Source organism: Pseudomonas sp. 20P_3.2_Bac5 (assembly GCF_025466035.1).
Lineage (GTDB): Bacteria > Pseudomonadota > Gammaproteobacteria > Pseudomonadales > Pseudomonadaceae > Aquipseudomonas.
On the sequence record NZ_JANLOA010000060.1, the window covers coordinates 1 to 14,283 of the forward strand.

A 14,283-nucleotide genomic window follows, 5' to 3' on the forward strand; every position below is an offset into this window, starting at 1 on the left:
CCCCGCCAAGCCAGTTCCTACAAGGATTGGTGCCAATCTGTAAGGACAACCACATGCTGAAAATCGATTCCCTGCACCAGTACTACGGCGGCAGCCACATCCTGCGCGGCCTGTCTTTCGAGGCGAAGGTCGGCGAAGTCACGTGCCTGCTGGGCCGCAACGGCGTGGGCAAGACCACGCTGCTGCGTTGCCTGATGGGCCTGATTCCATCCCGCGAAGGCAGCGTGTCCTGGGAAGGCCAGGCCATCACCCAGCTCAAGCCGCACCAGCGGGTCCACGCCGGTATCGCCTATGTGCCGCAAGGCCGCGAGATCTTCCCGCGCCTGACCGTCGAGGAAAACCTGCTGATGGGCCTGTCACGCTTCAGCGCCAAGGAAGCCAAGAGCGTCCCGGAGTTCATCTACGAGCTGTTCCCGGTGCTGCTGCAGATGAAACACCGCCGTGGCGGCGACCTGTCCGGCGGCCAGCAGCAACAACTGGCCATCGGCCGCGCGTTGGCCAGCCGGCCGCGCCTGCTGATCCTCGACGAACCCACCGAAGGCATCCAGCCCTCGGTGATCAAGGAAATCGGCGTGGTAATCAGCAAACTGGCGGCCCGCGGCGATATGGCGATCCTGCTGGTGGAACAGTTCTACGACTTCGCCGCGGAACTGGCCGACCAGTACCTGGTGATGTCCCGTGGCGAAATCGTCCAGCAAGGACGCGGCGAAAACATGGAGGCCGAGGGTGTACGCGGGCTGGTAACCATTTAATCTGACCGCCTGCTCAATCCCGGAACCTTGCCATGACAGACCTGATCCGCGATGCCGTGCCCGATGACCTGCCGGGCATTCGCGACATCTACAACGACGCCGTGCTCAACACCACGGCGATCTGGAACGAACAACCGGTGGACCTGGCCAACCGCCAGGCCTGGTTCGACGCACGCCAGGCACAGAAATACCCGATCCTGGTGGCGGTGGACGACGCGGGCGAGGTGGTGGGTTATGCCTCGTTCGGCGACTGGCGGCCATTCGAAGGCTTTCGCCATACCGTCGAGCACTCGGTGTACATCCGCGCCGACCAGCGCGGCAACGGCCTGGGGCCGAAGCTGATGCTGGCCCTGATCGAACGGGCGCGAGGCTGTGGAAAACATGTGATGGTGGCCGCGATCGAAAGCGGCAACGCCGCGTCGATCCGCCTGCATGAGCGGCTGGGTTTCACCCTGAACGGGCAGATGCCGCAGGTGGGGGTGAAATTCGGCAAGTGGCTGGATTTGACGTTTATGCAGTTGGTGTTGAATCCGGGGGCATTGCCGCCGGGGTGATGGTGTTATTCAGGGCCTCATCGCTACGGTTCGGCCCTGAATAACACAGAACAATCACTGCACAAACCGCCCCAACCGCTGCCGCAGCATGTCGTTCTCGCTGCGCAGTTGCCGCACTTCCTCCAGCAACTGCAGCGCCAGCGCCACGCCTTCCCACTCCAGTTCCAGCTCCTGGTGCAGGCGCGCCGCGCGCTTGGCCAGCACCGGCGCCTGGGCGTCGAACAGCCAGTCCTCCGGTGTTCGCCCCAATGGTTCAACAATGCCGTGTTCGACGATTTCGATCACGCAGTCCACCGGCAACTCGGCTTCCTGACAAAACGTGCGCATATCCAGCTGAACGATCAGGGTGCTGCTCATGGTCACTTACTCCATTGAGTTCGCGGGTTGAACCCGGCCTTCTCCGACAGTTTGCTCCACAATTCACGCGTCGCCGCATCCGACTGTGGCGGCATCACCACCTTCAGTTGCGCGTACAGGTCGCCACGTTCGCCCTGCTTGTTCGACAGGCCCATGCCCTTGATGCGCAGGCGCTGACCGCTCTGGCTGTCGGGACGAATGGTCAGGTTGACCTTGCCGGTAAGGGTCGGCATTTCCACCTTGGTGCCCAACGCGGCTTCCCACGGCGCCAGCGGCACAGTGATGATCAGGTCATGACCTTCGACATCGAACAACGGATGCGGTGCGAAGCGGATGATCAGGTACAGATCGCCGTTCGCCCCACCGCCAACACCCGGTGCGCCCTGGCCCTTGAGGCGGATGCGCTCGCCGTCGGTCACCCCGGCGGGGATCTTGACGTTGAGGGTCTTGGTGGTATCGCCTGTGCGCTGGCCCTGGGCGTTGTGCTGCGGAATCTGGAAGCTGATCTTCTTCGATTCGTTGGCCAGGGTTTCCTCGAGGAACACTGCCAGTTCCATTTCCACGTCCTGCCCTCGCCGACCGGTACTGCGCTGTTGCTGGCCACGGCCAAACGGATTGCCGTTGCCGCGCCCGGCCGACCCGAAGATCGAGCTGAAGAAGTCCGAGAAATCGCCACCGTTGCCGAAGCCACCCGCGTCGCCACCACCACGACTCTCCCAGCCGGGAGGCCCCTGGAAGGGCCGGCCATGCTGGCCGTACTTGCGAATTTCGTCGTACTCAGCGCGCTTTTCAGGGCTGCTCAGCACTTCGTAGGCCTCGTTGGCCTCCTTGAATTTGTCTTCGGCGCCACGCTCTTTGCTGACGTCCGGATGATACTTGCGCGCCAGCTTGCGGTAGGCGGTCTTGATCGCCTTTTCGTCCGCCGTGGGCTCTACGCCGAGTATCTTGTAATAGTCTTTGAAATCCATCTAAGGAATCACCATCGGTTATCAAATTCACTGCGTGTGAAGATTGGGGTCAAGCATAGCCTTTCAAGGCCGGGCCAGGTTTGTCACGGAGCAGATAATCGGTCTTGATTCTGTCAGCGGCTGGCATACACTGCGCGGCCGTTTTTACTCCGGAACCGCTTCCATGAATCACGCATCCCCGGCCCGTGCCTGTGGTATCGACTTCGGCACGTCAAACTCCACCGTCGGCTGGCACCGCCCCGGCGAGGAGACCTTGATCGTCCTCGAAGACGGCAAGATCACCCTGCCTTCGGTGGTGTTCTTCAATATCGAGGAGCGCCGTCCGGTGTATGGCCGCCTGGCGCTGAGCGAATACCTGGAAGGCTACGAAGGCCGCCTGATGCGCTCGCTCAAGAGCCTGCTGGGCTCCAAGCTGATCAAGCACGACACCAGCGTCCTGGGTACCGCCCTGCCGTTCAAGGACCTGCTCGGCATGTTCATCGGCGAATTGAAGAAGCGCGCCGAGGCCGACGCCGGCCGGGCATTCGATGAAGTGGTGCTGGGTCGTCCGGTGCATTTCGTCGATGACGACCAGGCCGCCGACCAGGAAGCCGAAGACACCCTGGCCGATGTCGCGAAGAAAATCGGCTTCAAGGACGTCTCCTTCCAGTTCGAGCCCATCGCTGCGGCCTACGACTACGAGTCGGGCATCGACCGTGAAGAGCTGGTACTGATTGTCGACATCGGCGGTGGTACCTCGGACTTCTCGCTGATCCGCCTCGCGCCTGAACGGCACATGCTCGATGACCGCCAGGACGACATCCTCGCCACCGGCGGCGTGCACATCGGCGGAACCGACTTCGACAAGCAACTGAGCCTGCAAGGTGTCATGCCGCTGTTCGGCTACGGCAGCCGGATGAAAAGCCAGGCGCTGATGCCCACCAGCCATCACATGAGCCTCGCCACCTGGCACACCATCAACTCGGTGTACTCGCAGAAATCCCAGTTGGCGCTGGGCAGCATGCGCTACGACATCGAAGACACCCTCGGCATCGACCGCCTGTTCAAGCTGATCGACCAACGCGCCGGGCACTGGCTGGCGATGGAAGTGGAAGCGACCAAGATCGAGCTGACCCACGCGGAAAACCGCCTGGTGGACCTTGGCCGGATCGAGAAGGGTCTTGAAGTGGACCTGAGCCGGGCGCTGTTCGAGGCGGCGATCGACAACCTGCTGGAGCGCGTGCGCGGCAGCGTCGATGAGCTGCTGCTCAAGGCTGGCGTCGGTGTCGAGCAAGTGGATACGGTGTTCTTCACCGGTGGTTCGAGCGGCATCCCGGCGTTGCGCCAGAGTGTTGCGGCGATGTTGCCGAATGCCCGGCATGTCGAAGGCAACATCTTCGGCAGCATCGGCAGCGGGCTGGCGATCGAGGCGCGCAAGCGCTACGGCTGACCGGCGCCCCGACAAGCTCGCACCTACCCTGTAGGAGCGAGCTTGCTCGCGAAGGGCACACTTACAGACTCAAACCAGCTCCGCCCGCCTCAATTCACTCTTCAGGTACGCGTAATAAATCGGCCCCGCCACCACACCAGGCAGCCCGAACGCGGCTTCGAACACCAGCATCGCCAACAACAATTCCCACGATTTGGCACTGATCTGCCCGCCAACGATCCGCGCGTTGAGGAAATACTCGACCTTGTGGATAACGATCAGGTAGCCCAGCGCCGCCATCGCCACCCAGATCGACAGCGACAAGCCGACGATGGTGATCAGGGTGTTGGACATCAGGTTGCCGATCACCGGTAACAGGCCCAGCAGGAAGGTCAACACGATCAGCGTCTTGGTCAGCGGCAGGTGCACGCCGAACAGCGGCAGCACCACGGCGAGGAAGATCCCGGTGAACGCGGTGTTGAGCAGGGAAATCTTGATCTGCGCGAAGACGATGTTGCGAAACGCCTGGACCAGCAGCGACAGGCGCTCGAACAGCGCCGCAGCCAGCGGCTTGCGCCGGGAGATGTCGGGGATCCGCTGCAACGCGACGATGGCGCCGAGGATCATGCCGATCAGCAGCGTGACGAACATGTGCGCCGCGCCCTTGCCCACCAGTTGCAACTCGCCCAGGTGAGTCTTCAGCCATTCACCAATGGCCACCTTGAACTCGGCAGCGCTGGCCGGCAGGTAGGCGTCGACGAACGGCGGCAACTGCCCGCGCGCCTGGTCCACCAGCAGCATGAACTTGTCCAGCGAGGCGCCGGGGTTTTCCGCTTCGTGCAGCAGGAAGCTGATGGCACCGGCAAAAACCAGTGTCAGCGTGCTGACCACCAGGGTGCCAAGCAGGGCTACCGCCAGCCAGCGCGCTCGCGGCCCGGCGATCACATGCTGCAGTTTCGGCGTGAGCATATTGACCAGCTCGAACACCAGCAACCCGGCCAGGAGGCTCGGCAGCAACTTGAGCGGCAAGACCAGCAACAAGCCGGTGAATATGATGATCCAACTCGCCAGCACAATCTGACGCTGGGTAAAAGTCATACAACCTCAGACAGCCACGACGACAAAGCCGGCAGTCTGCCAGCCTTCTGCGGGCAGGCATAGGGGCGCGGGGCACAGGACGACGCGCCATTGCTCCAGGGCAATGGCGCATCCGGGGAAATGGCTATTTTTTCTTCAGGCAGTCGCTCATGAACGCCTTGCGTTCATCGCCCTTGAGCGCCTTGGTGCCGGCGTCGGCGTTGCAGGTCTTCATCTTGTCCTGCTGGGTGGCGGGCTTGGCTTTCAGGCAGGTGCTCATGAACGCCTTGCGCTCGTCGCCCTTGAGTGTCTTGGCGGTGGCGTCGGCGTTGCAGGTTTTCATCTTTTCCTGCTGCGCGGTGGCGGCGAAGCCTTGTGAAGCCATCAGCACTCCCAGCAACAGCAATGGCAAACGCATCATCTTCATGGCAAATCTCCTGGTCGCCGCGTCGGACGTGCAGCGGTCACAGGAGTTTAGACAAGATTTCTTACATCCCCGGTTCAGATCAACAGCCAGCGGCCTTGAGCCGCGCGGCGTGTTCGGTGAACAGCTTCACCGGCTGCGCGCCCTTGCCCACCGCGCCCAGAGACTGATTGACGATGTCCAGGTGGTCCAGCGGATAGTCATCGCCAATCACCTGGCCCAAGTGCGAGCTGTAGCGCCCGACCATGCCGTCACAGTGCCCCGCCTCGCGCACGAAACTGCGGGCGAACAGGCGACAGAAGCGGTTGCTGCCATCGAGGCGGTTGAGGCCGCGGTCGGTGATGCCCGGCTTGAGCACCCCGGACCAGGAGTAATAACGCACACCGTTGACCTCGGCCGGACCTTCGCCGCCCCAGATTTCCGGCAGGCCCTGTGGATAACGTTGGTTGAACAGCGCCACGCCGGCACACGTCAGTGACTGGTGCGAGGCATGCACGTCAATCGGTAGCGCCGGGCCCTTCCAGCCGGTTTCCAGCCACCCCATCAGGCGCCCGAGGCCGTGGAGGATGGCCTTGAGCACACGTCCGCGGGGCGAATCGCCGGGGTATTGGCGCTCAAGATAGTCGGCCAGTTCCGAGCCATGGTTCGGCCCGGCGATGGACGTCACCGAGGCGACCCATTCCGGGCGCTTGGCCGCCGCGTAGCGGGCGGTCAGTGCGCCCTGGCTGTGGCCGAGCAGGTTGACCTTGTCGGCGCCGGTGCGCTGGAGGATGTCTTCGATGATGCGCAGCAACTGCTCGCCGCGCACTTCGGTGCTGTTCAGCGGCGACACCTGCACCGGATAGACCTGCGCCCCGCCCCGGCGCAGGGCCGCGACGATGCCGAACCAGTACGGATAGAGCAGCAGGCGAACGAAACCGAGCATGCCCGGCACCAGAACCAGCGGGTAACGGGTGGCAAGTGCTTGCGACATGGCGATCCCCGATCCATGGACATTTCGCCCACCCTACAGGCGAAATCATGGCAATCGCAATCGAACTCCCGTCGTCGCCCGCGGTTCCAAACTGATACCGGGCCATGACGGCCCATTTCGAGGGAGTACGACCATGTACAAACACGCCCTGGCAGCACTTCTGGTCAGCGCCACCCTGGTCGGCTGCGGCAGCCGCCCGGAAAACCCGGTGGATTACGTCACCTACCGCGAAGAACCACTGGTCAAGCAGGTCGAGAACGGCATGACCATGCAGCGGGTCATCGCCATCGGCGGCAGCCCGTCCACCGTGATCGACCTGCCCCACGGCGGCACCTGCAACAACTACATCCTCAACCGCGACGGTCATCAGCAAGCCTATTACGTGCGCTTCGATGCCACCGGGCATGTCGACGCCAAAGGCTTCAAGACCTGCGAACAGCGCGAGAAAGACGAGCAGGCCGTGAAGAGCTGATAAAACTTTCCGCCCGCCTCAGCACTCGTACCTGATGTAGCGACCGCGCCAGCAGAGCGCGGCGCATCCGCTTTTCCAGCCTGGAGAACACCATGAGCACCGTAGAACTGACCGATGTAAACACCCTCCGCGAGCGCGCCCGCCAGCACGTCGAGCAAGGCGCGGTGACCGAAGGCTACAGCGCTGACCGCCAGACCATCCTGCGTCTGCTCAATGAATCGCTGGCCACCGAATGGGTCTGCGCCCTGCGTTACAAGCGCCACTACTACATGGCCAGCGGTATCAAGGCCAGCGTCGCCGCGGAAGAGTTTCTCGAACATGCGACCCAGGAACTGGAGCACGCCGACCGCCTGGCCGAGCGCATCGTGCAACTGGGCGGCGAGCCGGACCTGAACCCGGACAACCTGAGCAAGAACTCCCACGCGCAGTACGTCGCCGGACGCAACCTGAAGGAAATGGTGCTGGAAGACCTGGTCGCCGAGCGGATCGCCATCGACAGCTACCGCGAGATCATCCAGTTCATCGGCGAAAGCGACCCGACCACCCGGCGCATCTTCGAAGACATCCTGGCTCAGGAAGAAGAGCACGCGGATGATATGGCGGATCTGTTGAAAGGCCTGTAGCCCGCCCCATCCGTCCATTGTCCCTTGTAGGAGCGAGCTTGCTCGCGATGGGGTCCGACCACAGGACCGCAATCGCGAGCAAGCTCGCTCCTACAGGCTAAAAAAGGGGCTGCAACAATCAGGATTACTTCACCGTCTTCGGCGCTTTCCCCGCCTTCATCTGCTCCAGCAACGGCGTGCAACGATTCGGCTCGTCCCCGCTACTCGGCGCGATCAGCGCCAGCAACCCCGCCGCCGGCCCCGCGGCAATGCCCAACGCGACCATCCCCGCGCCACGCAACGCCAGCGGCACGGCCTGGACGCCCGCCGATGGCTTGGCGAACGAACCCCGCACATACAACGGCGAACGCAGGGAGAACAACCGCAGCCCCTTGGACTCGGGATTGATCTTCAGGTCCAGTTGCTCGGTCGCGAAGTTGGCCGTGCCTTCCACATAGATCACCGCATTCTCCGTGTCGAACACGAACAGCCGCGGCGTCGCCAGGCCATTCTTGATGCCGACATCGGTGGCCGCGCAGTTGATCTTCACTTCTTTGTCGCCGAACAGCTTGCCGACCACGTAGTTGCCGACGTTGAGCCCGGCAATCTCCATCAGGCTGCGGCTGACCGCGCCATCGTTGATCAGCAACTTCAAATCGCCGTTGGAGGTGCCCAGCAAGGCCGCCACCGAGTTGCCGCGGCCGCTGATATCGGCGTCGCCATTGAGCGCGCCAAAGCTGGTTTTCATCGGCTCGAAGGTGGGGAAAAGCTGCTTCAGCTTCAGGTCCCGCGCGGTCAGTCGCGCCCGGCCCTGCATCGGCGCGCTGCGACCGTCGAGGCGCACCAGCATGTCCAGTTTGCCGCCAGCCACGCCGAACGACAGCGGTTCCAGGCTCAACACACCATCGTCCAGCACCAGATGACTATTGAGGTCAGTGAAGGGCAGTTCCTCGGTCTGTACGATGCGCTTGCCGCTGAAACTGACGTCGGCGTCCATCGCACGCCAGCGCTCGGTGCGGAATTCCTCCACCGGCAGCACCTTGTCGCCCGGCTGCTTCGCCGCGCCGCCGCGGGCTTTCTGCTGGGCGTTGGAGTCAGCGCCGATCAGCGGCGCGAGGTCCTTGAACAGCAACTGGTTGGAGACCAGCTTGCCGCTCAACTTGGGCCGCGGCTGACTGGAAACGAAGGCGAGGTCGCCATGGATATCGCTGTCGCCGATACGACCGTTGAAGCCCTCATAGCGGAACAGCGCGCCGCCGGGCTCGTGCAGTTTGGCGATAAGGTGACCGTCGGTCTGGTAAGGCGGGGTGTCGGGGAGGGTGACGCCGGTGAGCGGATAGAGGTTGGCCAGGCTGGCGCCGGACAGACGCAGGCGCAGGTCGAGGGTGCCGAGGTTGCGCGGGTCGGTCAGGGTCCCGGCGATGATCGCGCGGGTCTTGGCGATACGGACATCCGCCTGCACCGGGAACGGCTGGCTGGCGTCCTGCAGCGCCAGCAGGCCGCCGATCTTGCCGTCGCCGGAAAGTGCCTGGTCCTTGTAGGTGCCTTTGACCTTCAGCCCGAAGGCATAGTCCTGCGGTTTCGCGCCCTGTTTCTCGGCTTTTTCCGCCGTCGCCTTGCCGACGATATCGCTGAACGGCACCGGTTTTCCAAGCGGGTCGATCTGGACGTCGAGGCGGGTTTTCAGGGTCTGGTCATCGAAGGCCACCTGCCCTTTGTCGAAACCGATGGCACCGATATCCATCACCCATTTGGACGGCTCGGCCTGCTCGTCCTTGGGCCCGAAATCGAAAGTCCAGTTGGCCCGGCCATCGGCCAGGCGCTTGAGGCTGGCGGTCGGCAACTTGAGGTCGATGCGCGGAATGACGATGCGCTGCGCCAGCAACGGCAGCGGCGAAAGGCGGAAATCCACCTGCTGCAGGCCGACCATCTGCGGCTCTTTCAGCCAGTCCGGGTTGCCCAGGGTCAGGTCTTCGGCAGTGAAATGCGGCCACGGCACCCACGCCCGCCAACCACCCTCCTCGGCTTCGCGACGCCAGTGCACGGCAAGGTTGCCGTTGATGGCGAAGGGGCGATGCAGGGCTTCGGAAACCTTTTCATTGAGAAAAGGCTTGGCCCGGTTCCAGTCGAAGGTCGCGATGAAGATCACCAGAAGCACCAGTACCAGCAGCAGGCTGGCGAGGGTCCAGGTGATGATTTTGGCGGGGCGCGTCATTGCACGGTTCTCCAGTGACAGCAAAGGCAGACAGCGTGCGTGTGACACGCACGTGTACTTGGGACTGACGAAACGCCAAGGGGTTTTACTCGAAATGGCGGATCGGGCGGATTTTTCCTGACCTTGCTGCCAGATTTCGCCCACATCAATCAGGAGAAATTCATCGGGCGAGGCACCCAATCCCTACTAAAGCACTCAGGAAAGGCCCGCGCTAGAGCCCTCGCCGGAAAGTATCAATCCTGTTGATTGTTACCATTACCTTTATGAACTTTTCTATCGGATTTCCAAGAGTAGCATTGGCTTCGTACCCACTTAGTCGCCCTCCCCCAGGAGAACCGAAATCATGAAACGCCAATTACTGCTTAGCCTTTCCCTGTCCATTCTGGCCGCCAACGCCTTCGCCGTGCCTGCCGCAGACCAGCACCTGTCCGCTGAAGCGCGCTCCGGCTCGGTCATCCTGTCGCAACCGCTGGACCCGCTGGCAGAAGGCGGTTCTGACCGTTTGATCGAACGTCGTGAAAACCGTGTAGCCGAAGGTGGTTCCGACCGTCTGATCGAACGTCGTGAGAATCGTGTGGCCGAAGGCGGTTCTGATCGTCTGATCGAACGCCGCGAAAACCGTGTAGCCGAAGGCGGTTCTGATCGTCTGATCGAGCAACGTGCCAACCGCGTCGCCGAAGGTGGCTCGGATCGTCTGATCGAGCGCAACAACCGGGTGAGCTGATGCCTATGCGCCGGAACAATAGATACCCGCGCACAGACTCCTCGCCTTCAGGCCCGGTCAAATTGACCGGGCTTTGTTTTTCCGGCCCCGGCTATTAGAGTGCAGGCCTGTTTCACACTGAACCGTATTCGCCATGCTGCCGCGCGCCGAACAGAAGCAACAGACCCGCCACGCCCTGCTGGATGCAGCCCGCCAACTGATGGAAAGCGGCCGCGGCTTCGGCAGCATCAGCCTGCGTGAAGTGGCCCGCTGCGCAGGGATCGTTCCCACCGGTTTCTACCGACACTTCGACGACATGGACCAACTGGGCCTGGCGCTGGTCAAGGAAGTCAACGAAACCTTCCGCCAGACCATCCGCATGGTCCGCCACAACGAAATCGAAATGGGCGGCATCACCGATGCCTCGGTGCGGATCTTCCTCGATGTGGTGGCAGCCAACCGGGCGCAGTTCCTGTTCCTAGCCCGCGAGCAATATGGCGGCTCGCAACCGGTGCGCCAGGCCATCGCCCGTTTGCGCGAAGGCATCAGCTCGGACCTCGCCGCCGACCTGGCGAGCATGCCACGCTGGCATCACCTGGACGCCACGGCACTGGCGGTGATCGCCGACCTGGTGGTCAAGACCGTGTTCGCCACCCTCCCGGAACTGATCGACGCCCCCGACGACGTGGAGCCCGGCCAGTTGAGCGGGCAGGCCAAGATCATCCAGCAATTGCGCTTCATTTTCGTTGGCGCGCGACACTGGCAGGGCCTCGGCAGCCCGCTCTGATCGCGGCGCCACGGCGATATTTCCTGCTACCATGCGCGCAAACGCCCCGACGTCGACGAACTCTTTCCATGTCCGAAATTCACGCTGCCCCGCCCTCCCTGCTCGCTGAAGTCCAGCAACACTTCGACCAGCGCATCGTGCCGCTATGGGAAGCGCCCGGCTGGAACGCAGACATGGCCCTGCCCTTCGAAGCCCTCGACGCCGAACACCAGCCGCTGCCAGTGCAGCGCTACCGCGCCATGGCCTGCGCCCGCCAGCTCTACCTGTTCAGCAGCCGCATCGACCAGCCCGGCGCCAGCGAACGCGCCGCCGCGCTGTTCCGCTCGCTGCAACGGCACTTCCACGATGCTGAACACGGCGGCTGGTTCTACAGCATCGACGCCCAGGGCAAACCGCTGGACCGGCGCAAAGACCTCTACACCCACGCCTTCATCATCTTCGCCTGCGCCCATTACTGGGCGAACGTGCGCGACAGCCTGGTGGAATCGACCCTCAACGCCGCCCTCAGCGTGGTGATCGAGCGCTTCGGCAATGACGATGGCCTGTACGAGGCGAGTCTCGGTGAAGACTGGTCGGACCTTGGCAGCGGCCCGCTGCAAAACCCGTTGATGCACCTGGCCGAAGCCTTCCTCGCGACCCTCGCCGTGCGCGAAGACGCCGAGGTGGAAGCCGCCCTGCTGGCACTGACCGAGGCCATGCAGACGCACTTCATCGACCCCGAGCACGGCGTGATGCTGGAGAAACCGCGTGGGGCTGTGGATAACTGGTTCGAGCCGGGGCATCAGTTCGAATGGTTCTTCCTGCTGGACACCTCACCGCTGCTGCGCGATGGCGCCCTGCATGCATCGCTGGACCGCGCCTTCGGCTTTGCCGAGGCCACGGGGGTAAAGGACGGTGCTGTGCTGGCGATGCTCAGCCCGCAAGGCGAAGTGCGCGACGCCACCCAGCGGATCTGGGCCCAGGCCGAATACCTGCGGGCGCTGACCCTGCGCCCGGATGGCGCGGAGAAGGTGGCGAAGCAGCTTGAAGTGCTGCGTCAGCGGTTTCTGCATGACGGGGGTTGGTATGAGTGTCGGGATGCTGCAGGCGTGGTGAGCCGGCATGATATGCCGTCGACTACGCCGTATCATCTGGCGACCTGTCTGGAAGGGCTTCAGCGTCTGAGATGATTGTGTAGCGCTTGTCAGAAGACCGAGTAGCGGCCACCAGGCGCCTGTCGGAAGTTTTTCAGCGCTCTCAAGATCGAGCGCCGCCCGCGCGGCGCATCGCGAGCGAGCTCGCTCCTACATTCGTTGAAACGTGCCATGGCCTGTCAGAGAGGTGTTGCCCGCCCTTGGCGTTTGGCGATGGGACAGACATAGGTACGTCGCAACCACTGTAGGAGCGAGCTTGCTCGCGATGCGCCGCGCGGGCGGCGCTCGATCTCAAGGCCCCTGGAAAACTACTGACATGCGCCTGCTAGCCATTACTCGGCCTTTTGCCAAGCACCTTCCTGCCACCATATGACCGAAGAATGTGCAGCCCCGCACGCTCATCGCTGAGCCTCAGCCCTTGCCGCCCGACCGCTCGATCGAGAACCCGGCCCAGTCCTGGCTCACCGGCATCAGCTCCAGGCTGTTGATGTTGATGTGCGCCGGCTGGTTGAGGATCCAGAAGATGGTCTCGGCAATGTCCTGCGGCTGGATCGGCTCGGCGCCGGCATAGGTGGCGTCGTAGCGCGACTGGTCGCCGCCGAAACGCACCAGCGAGAACTCGCTTTCACACAGGCCTGGCTCGATATTGCTGACCCGCACCCCCGTGCCGCGCAGGTCGCAACGCAGGCTGAGGGAGAACTGGCCGACGAAGGCCTTGGTGCCGCCATACACATGGCTGCCCGGATATGGGTAGTTGCCCGCCACCGAACCGACGTTGAGGATGGTCGCGCCACGGCCATGGGCGATCAGGCGCGGCAACAGCAAGCGGGTGGTGTACATCAATCCCTTGATGTTGGTGTCGACCATGGTGTCCCAGTCGTCCAGGTCGCATTTCTGCGCAGGATCAGTGCCCAGGGCCAGGCCGGCGTTGTTGATCAGCCCGCGCAGCTTGGCGAAGGCTGGCGGCAGGTTGCCGAGCGCCTGCTCCATGGCCTTGCGATCGCGCACATCCAGCACCAGGCCGTGGACTTCGGTCTGTTTCGACAGCTCGGCGCACAGGGCGTCCAGGCGGTCCTGGCGGCGACCGGTCAGCACCAGCGACCAACCCGCCTCGGCGAAACGCCGCGCGCAGGCTTCGCCAAACCCGGAGGTCGCGCCGGTAATGAATACAGTGGAAGTCATGGGATTCTCCTCGAGAGGGCTTGCACAAGAGATCGGCAGGGTTTGCAGCATGCCCGGCGGCAGGCGTCACTTCAAGCCGTTTGCCGCCTGTATGAAAAACGATCAATACCGTCAAAGCCTTGCTGCATAAGGCTCGCAGCCGGCTATGCGCACCTTATCCACAGGCCCTTCCACATAGATTGGGGGCAACTGTATAAATTCGTGGAATAACGTTAGCCAAGTAATCCACAGCCCTGAGCGCGTTTTCTCTGCAAACACGCTGGAAATGAGGTTGCCAGCCCTTTCAGTGAAAAACCGGGTAATGGCGCAAAGCCTGTAACGACGCCGGTCCCATCACTCTTTCCAAGGCTTTCCCACAGACTTATCCACAGGCAAAACATACTGTTTGAAACAGCGTTATGGCTATGAGCTATAACTTGACAAACGGTTCTACCACTCATCCAAAAGTTATTGATCAAAATTTGATCGCCTTCCTGAAAGCCTTTAGATACGTGGCTTGCAGGCACATACCACCATGTTACCCACAGTCACCTCCACATGAACCGTGGACAACTTCAAGCGCATTGAAAACAACTGCTTACAAGGACTTTCTGCGGTGTCACACGCAAGGCCGGCGCTATCTTTTCCACAATCCTGTGGACAACCCCGTGGATGAAAAAACGCCGCTTGCCCGTCA

The 14,283-nt window shown here is 62.5% G+C and carries 15 protein-coding genes; 8 read left to right on the forward strand and 7 right to left on the reverse strand.

Annotated features, from left to right (window positions below):
* Nucleotides 1–53: 53 nt before the first annotated feature.
* Both urtE and NTD88_RS09610 read left to right on the forward strand, forming a co-directional pair.
* Complete coding sequence (gene urtE, locus NTD88_RS09605; RefSeq protein ID WP_110971395.1) at nucleotides 54–752, forward strand: urea ABC transporter ATP-binding subunit UrtE; 699 nt, start codon at nucleotides 54–56, stop codon at nucleotides 750–752.
* Between the two features lie 32 nt (nucleotides 753–784).
* A complete protein-coding gene (locus NTD88_RS09610; protein WP_262156139.1) occupies nucleotides 785–1,306 on the forward strand; it encodes a GNAT family N-acetyltransferase in 522 nt (173 codons plus the stop codon).
* 54 nt (nucleotides 1,307–1,360) lie between these two features.
* Here the strand turns inward: NTD88_RS09610 and NTD88_RS09615 are convergent, their stop codons facing one another.
* Nucleotides 1,361–1,663 carry a chaperone modulator CbpM gene (locus NTD88_RS09615; RefSeq protein WP_262129941.1) on the reverse strand — a complete coding sequence of 101 codons (303 nt, stop codon included), beginning with the start codon at nucleotides 1,661–1,663 and terminating at the stop codon, nucleotides 1,361–1,363.
* A gap of 2 nt (nucleotides 1,664–1,665) precedes the next feature.
* A complete protein-coding gene (gene cbpA, locus NTD88_RS09620; RefSeq protein ID WP_095156001.1) occupies nucleotides 1,666–2,631 on the reverse strand; it encodes a curved DNA-binding protein in 966 nt (321 codons plus the stop codon).
* Between the two features lie 163 nt (nucleotides 2,632–2,794).
* On the opposite strand from cbpA, the gene NTD88_RS09625 reads away from it, so the two are divergent.
* A complete protein-coding gene (locus tag NTD88_RS09625) occupies nucleotides 2,795–4,060 on the forward strand; it encodes an Hsp70 family protein (protein ID WP_262129940.1) in 1,266 nt (421 codons plus the stop codon).
* Between the two features lie 69 nt (nucleotides 4,061–4,129).
* Here the strand turns inward: NTD88_RS09625 and NTD88_RS09630 are convergent, their stop codons facing one another.
* From NTD88_RS09630 to NTD88_RS09640, 3 genes are all read right to left on the reverse strand, one after another.
* Nucleotides 4,130–5,137, reverse strand: a complete 1,008-nt coding sequence (locus NTD88_RS09630) for an AI-2E family transporter (RefSeq protein WP_095155999.1) — start codon at nucleotides 5,135–5,137, stop codon at nucleotides 4,130–4,132.
* Nucleotides 5,138–5,261: 124 nt separating this feature from the next.
* Nucleotides 5,262–5,543: a PsiF family protein gene (locus NTD88_RS09635; protein ID WP_095155998.1), complete on the reverse strand. Its 282-nt coding sequence runs from the start codon at nucleotides 5,541–5,543 to the stop codon at nucleotides 5,262–5,264.
* A gap of 79 nt (nucleotides 5,544–5,622) precedes the next feature.
* Nucleotides 5,623–6,513 (reverse strand): lipase family alpha/beta hydrolase, encoded by an 891-nt coding sequence (locus NTD88_RS09640; protein ID WP_262156141.1) that lies wholly within the window; start codon nucleotides 6,511–6,513, stop codon nucleotides 5,623–5,625.
* 133 nt (nucleotides 6,514–6,646) lie between these two features.
* On the opposite strand from NTD88_RS09640, the gene osmE reads away from it, so the two are divergent.
* The gene (gene osmE / locus NTD88_RS09645; protein WP_095155996.1) at nucleotides 6,647–6,985 is read left to right on the forward strand and encodes an osmotically-inducible lipoprotein OsmE; all 339 of its coding nucleotides are present in this window, start codon (nucleotides 6,647–6,649) and stop codon (nucleotides 6,983–6,985) included.
* 92 nt (nucleotides 6,986–7,077) lie between these two features.
* Nucleotides 7,078–7,608 carry a bacterioferritin gene (locus NTD88_RS09650; protein WP_262129937.1) on the forward strand — a complete coding sequence of 177 codons (531 nt, stop codon included), beginning with the start codon at nucleotides 7,078–7,080 and terminating at the stop codon, nucleotides 7,606–7,608.
* Between the two features lie 124 nt (nucleotides 7,609–7,732).
* Here NTD88_RS09650 and NTD88_RS09655 read toward each other — a convergent pair whose 3' ends face one another.
* Nucleotides 7,733–9,802: an AsmA family protein gene (locus tag NTD88_RS09655; protein ID WP_262153520.1), complete on the reverse strand. Its 2,070-nt coding sequence runs from the start codon at nucleotides 9,800–9,802 to the stop codon at nucleotides 7,733–7,735.
* Nucleotides 9,803–10,145: 343 nt separating this feature from the next.
* Between NTD88_RS09655 and NTD88_RS09660 the strand changes: the two genes are divergently transcribed.
* The 3 genes from NTD88_RS09660 (at nucleotide 10,146) to NTD88_RS09670 (ending at nucleotide 12,461) form a co-directional block, all read left to right on the forward strand.
* A complete protein-coding gene (locus tag NTD88_RS09660) occupies nucleotides 10,146–10,526 on the forward strand; it encodes a hypothetical protein (RefSeq protein WP_262153521.1) in 381 nt (126 codons plus the stop codon).
* Between the two features lie 133 nt (nucleotides 10,527–10,659).
* A complete protein-coding gene (locus NTD88_RS09665) occupies nucleotides 10,660–11,292 on the forward strand; it encodes a TetR family transcriptional regulator (protein WP_262153522.1) in 633 nt (210 codons plus the stop codon).
* A 68-nt stretch (nucleotides 11,293–11,360) separates the two neighbouring features.
* The gene (locus NTD88_RS09670) at nucleotides 11,361–12,461 is read left to right on the forward strand and encodes an AGE family epimerase/isomerase (RefSeq protein ID WP_262153523.1); all 1,101 of its coding nucleotides are present in this window, start codon (nucleotides 11,361–11,363) and stop codon (nucleotides 12,459–12,461) included.
* Nucleotides 12,462–12,836: 375 nt separating this feature from the next.
* On the opposite strand, the gene NTD88_RS09675 is transcribed toward NTD88_RS09670, so the two are convergent.
* Nucleotides 12,837–13,607, reverse strand: coding sequence for an SDR family oxidoreductase (locus NTD88_RS09675; protein WP_095155990.1), 771 nt, complete (start codon nucleotides 13,605–13,607; stop codon nucleotides 12,837–12,839).
* Nucleotides 13,608–14,283 lie beyond the last annotated feature (676 nt).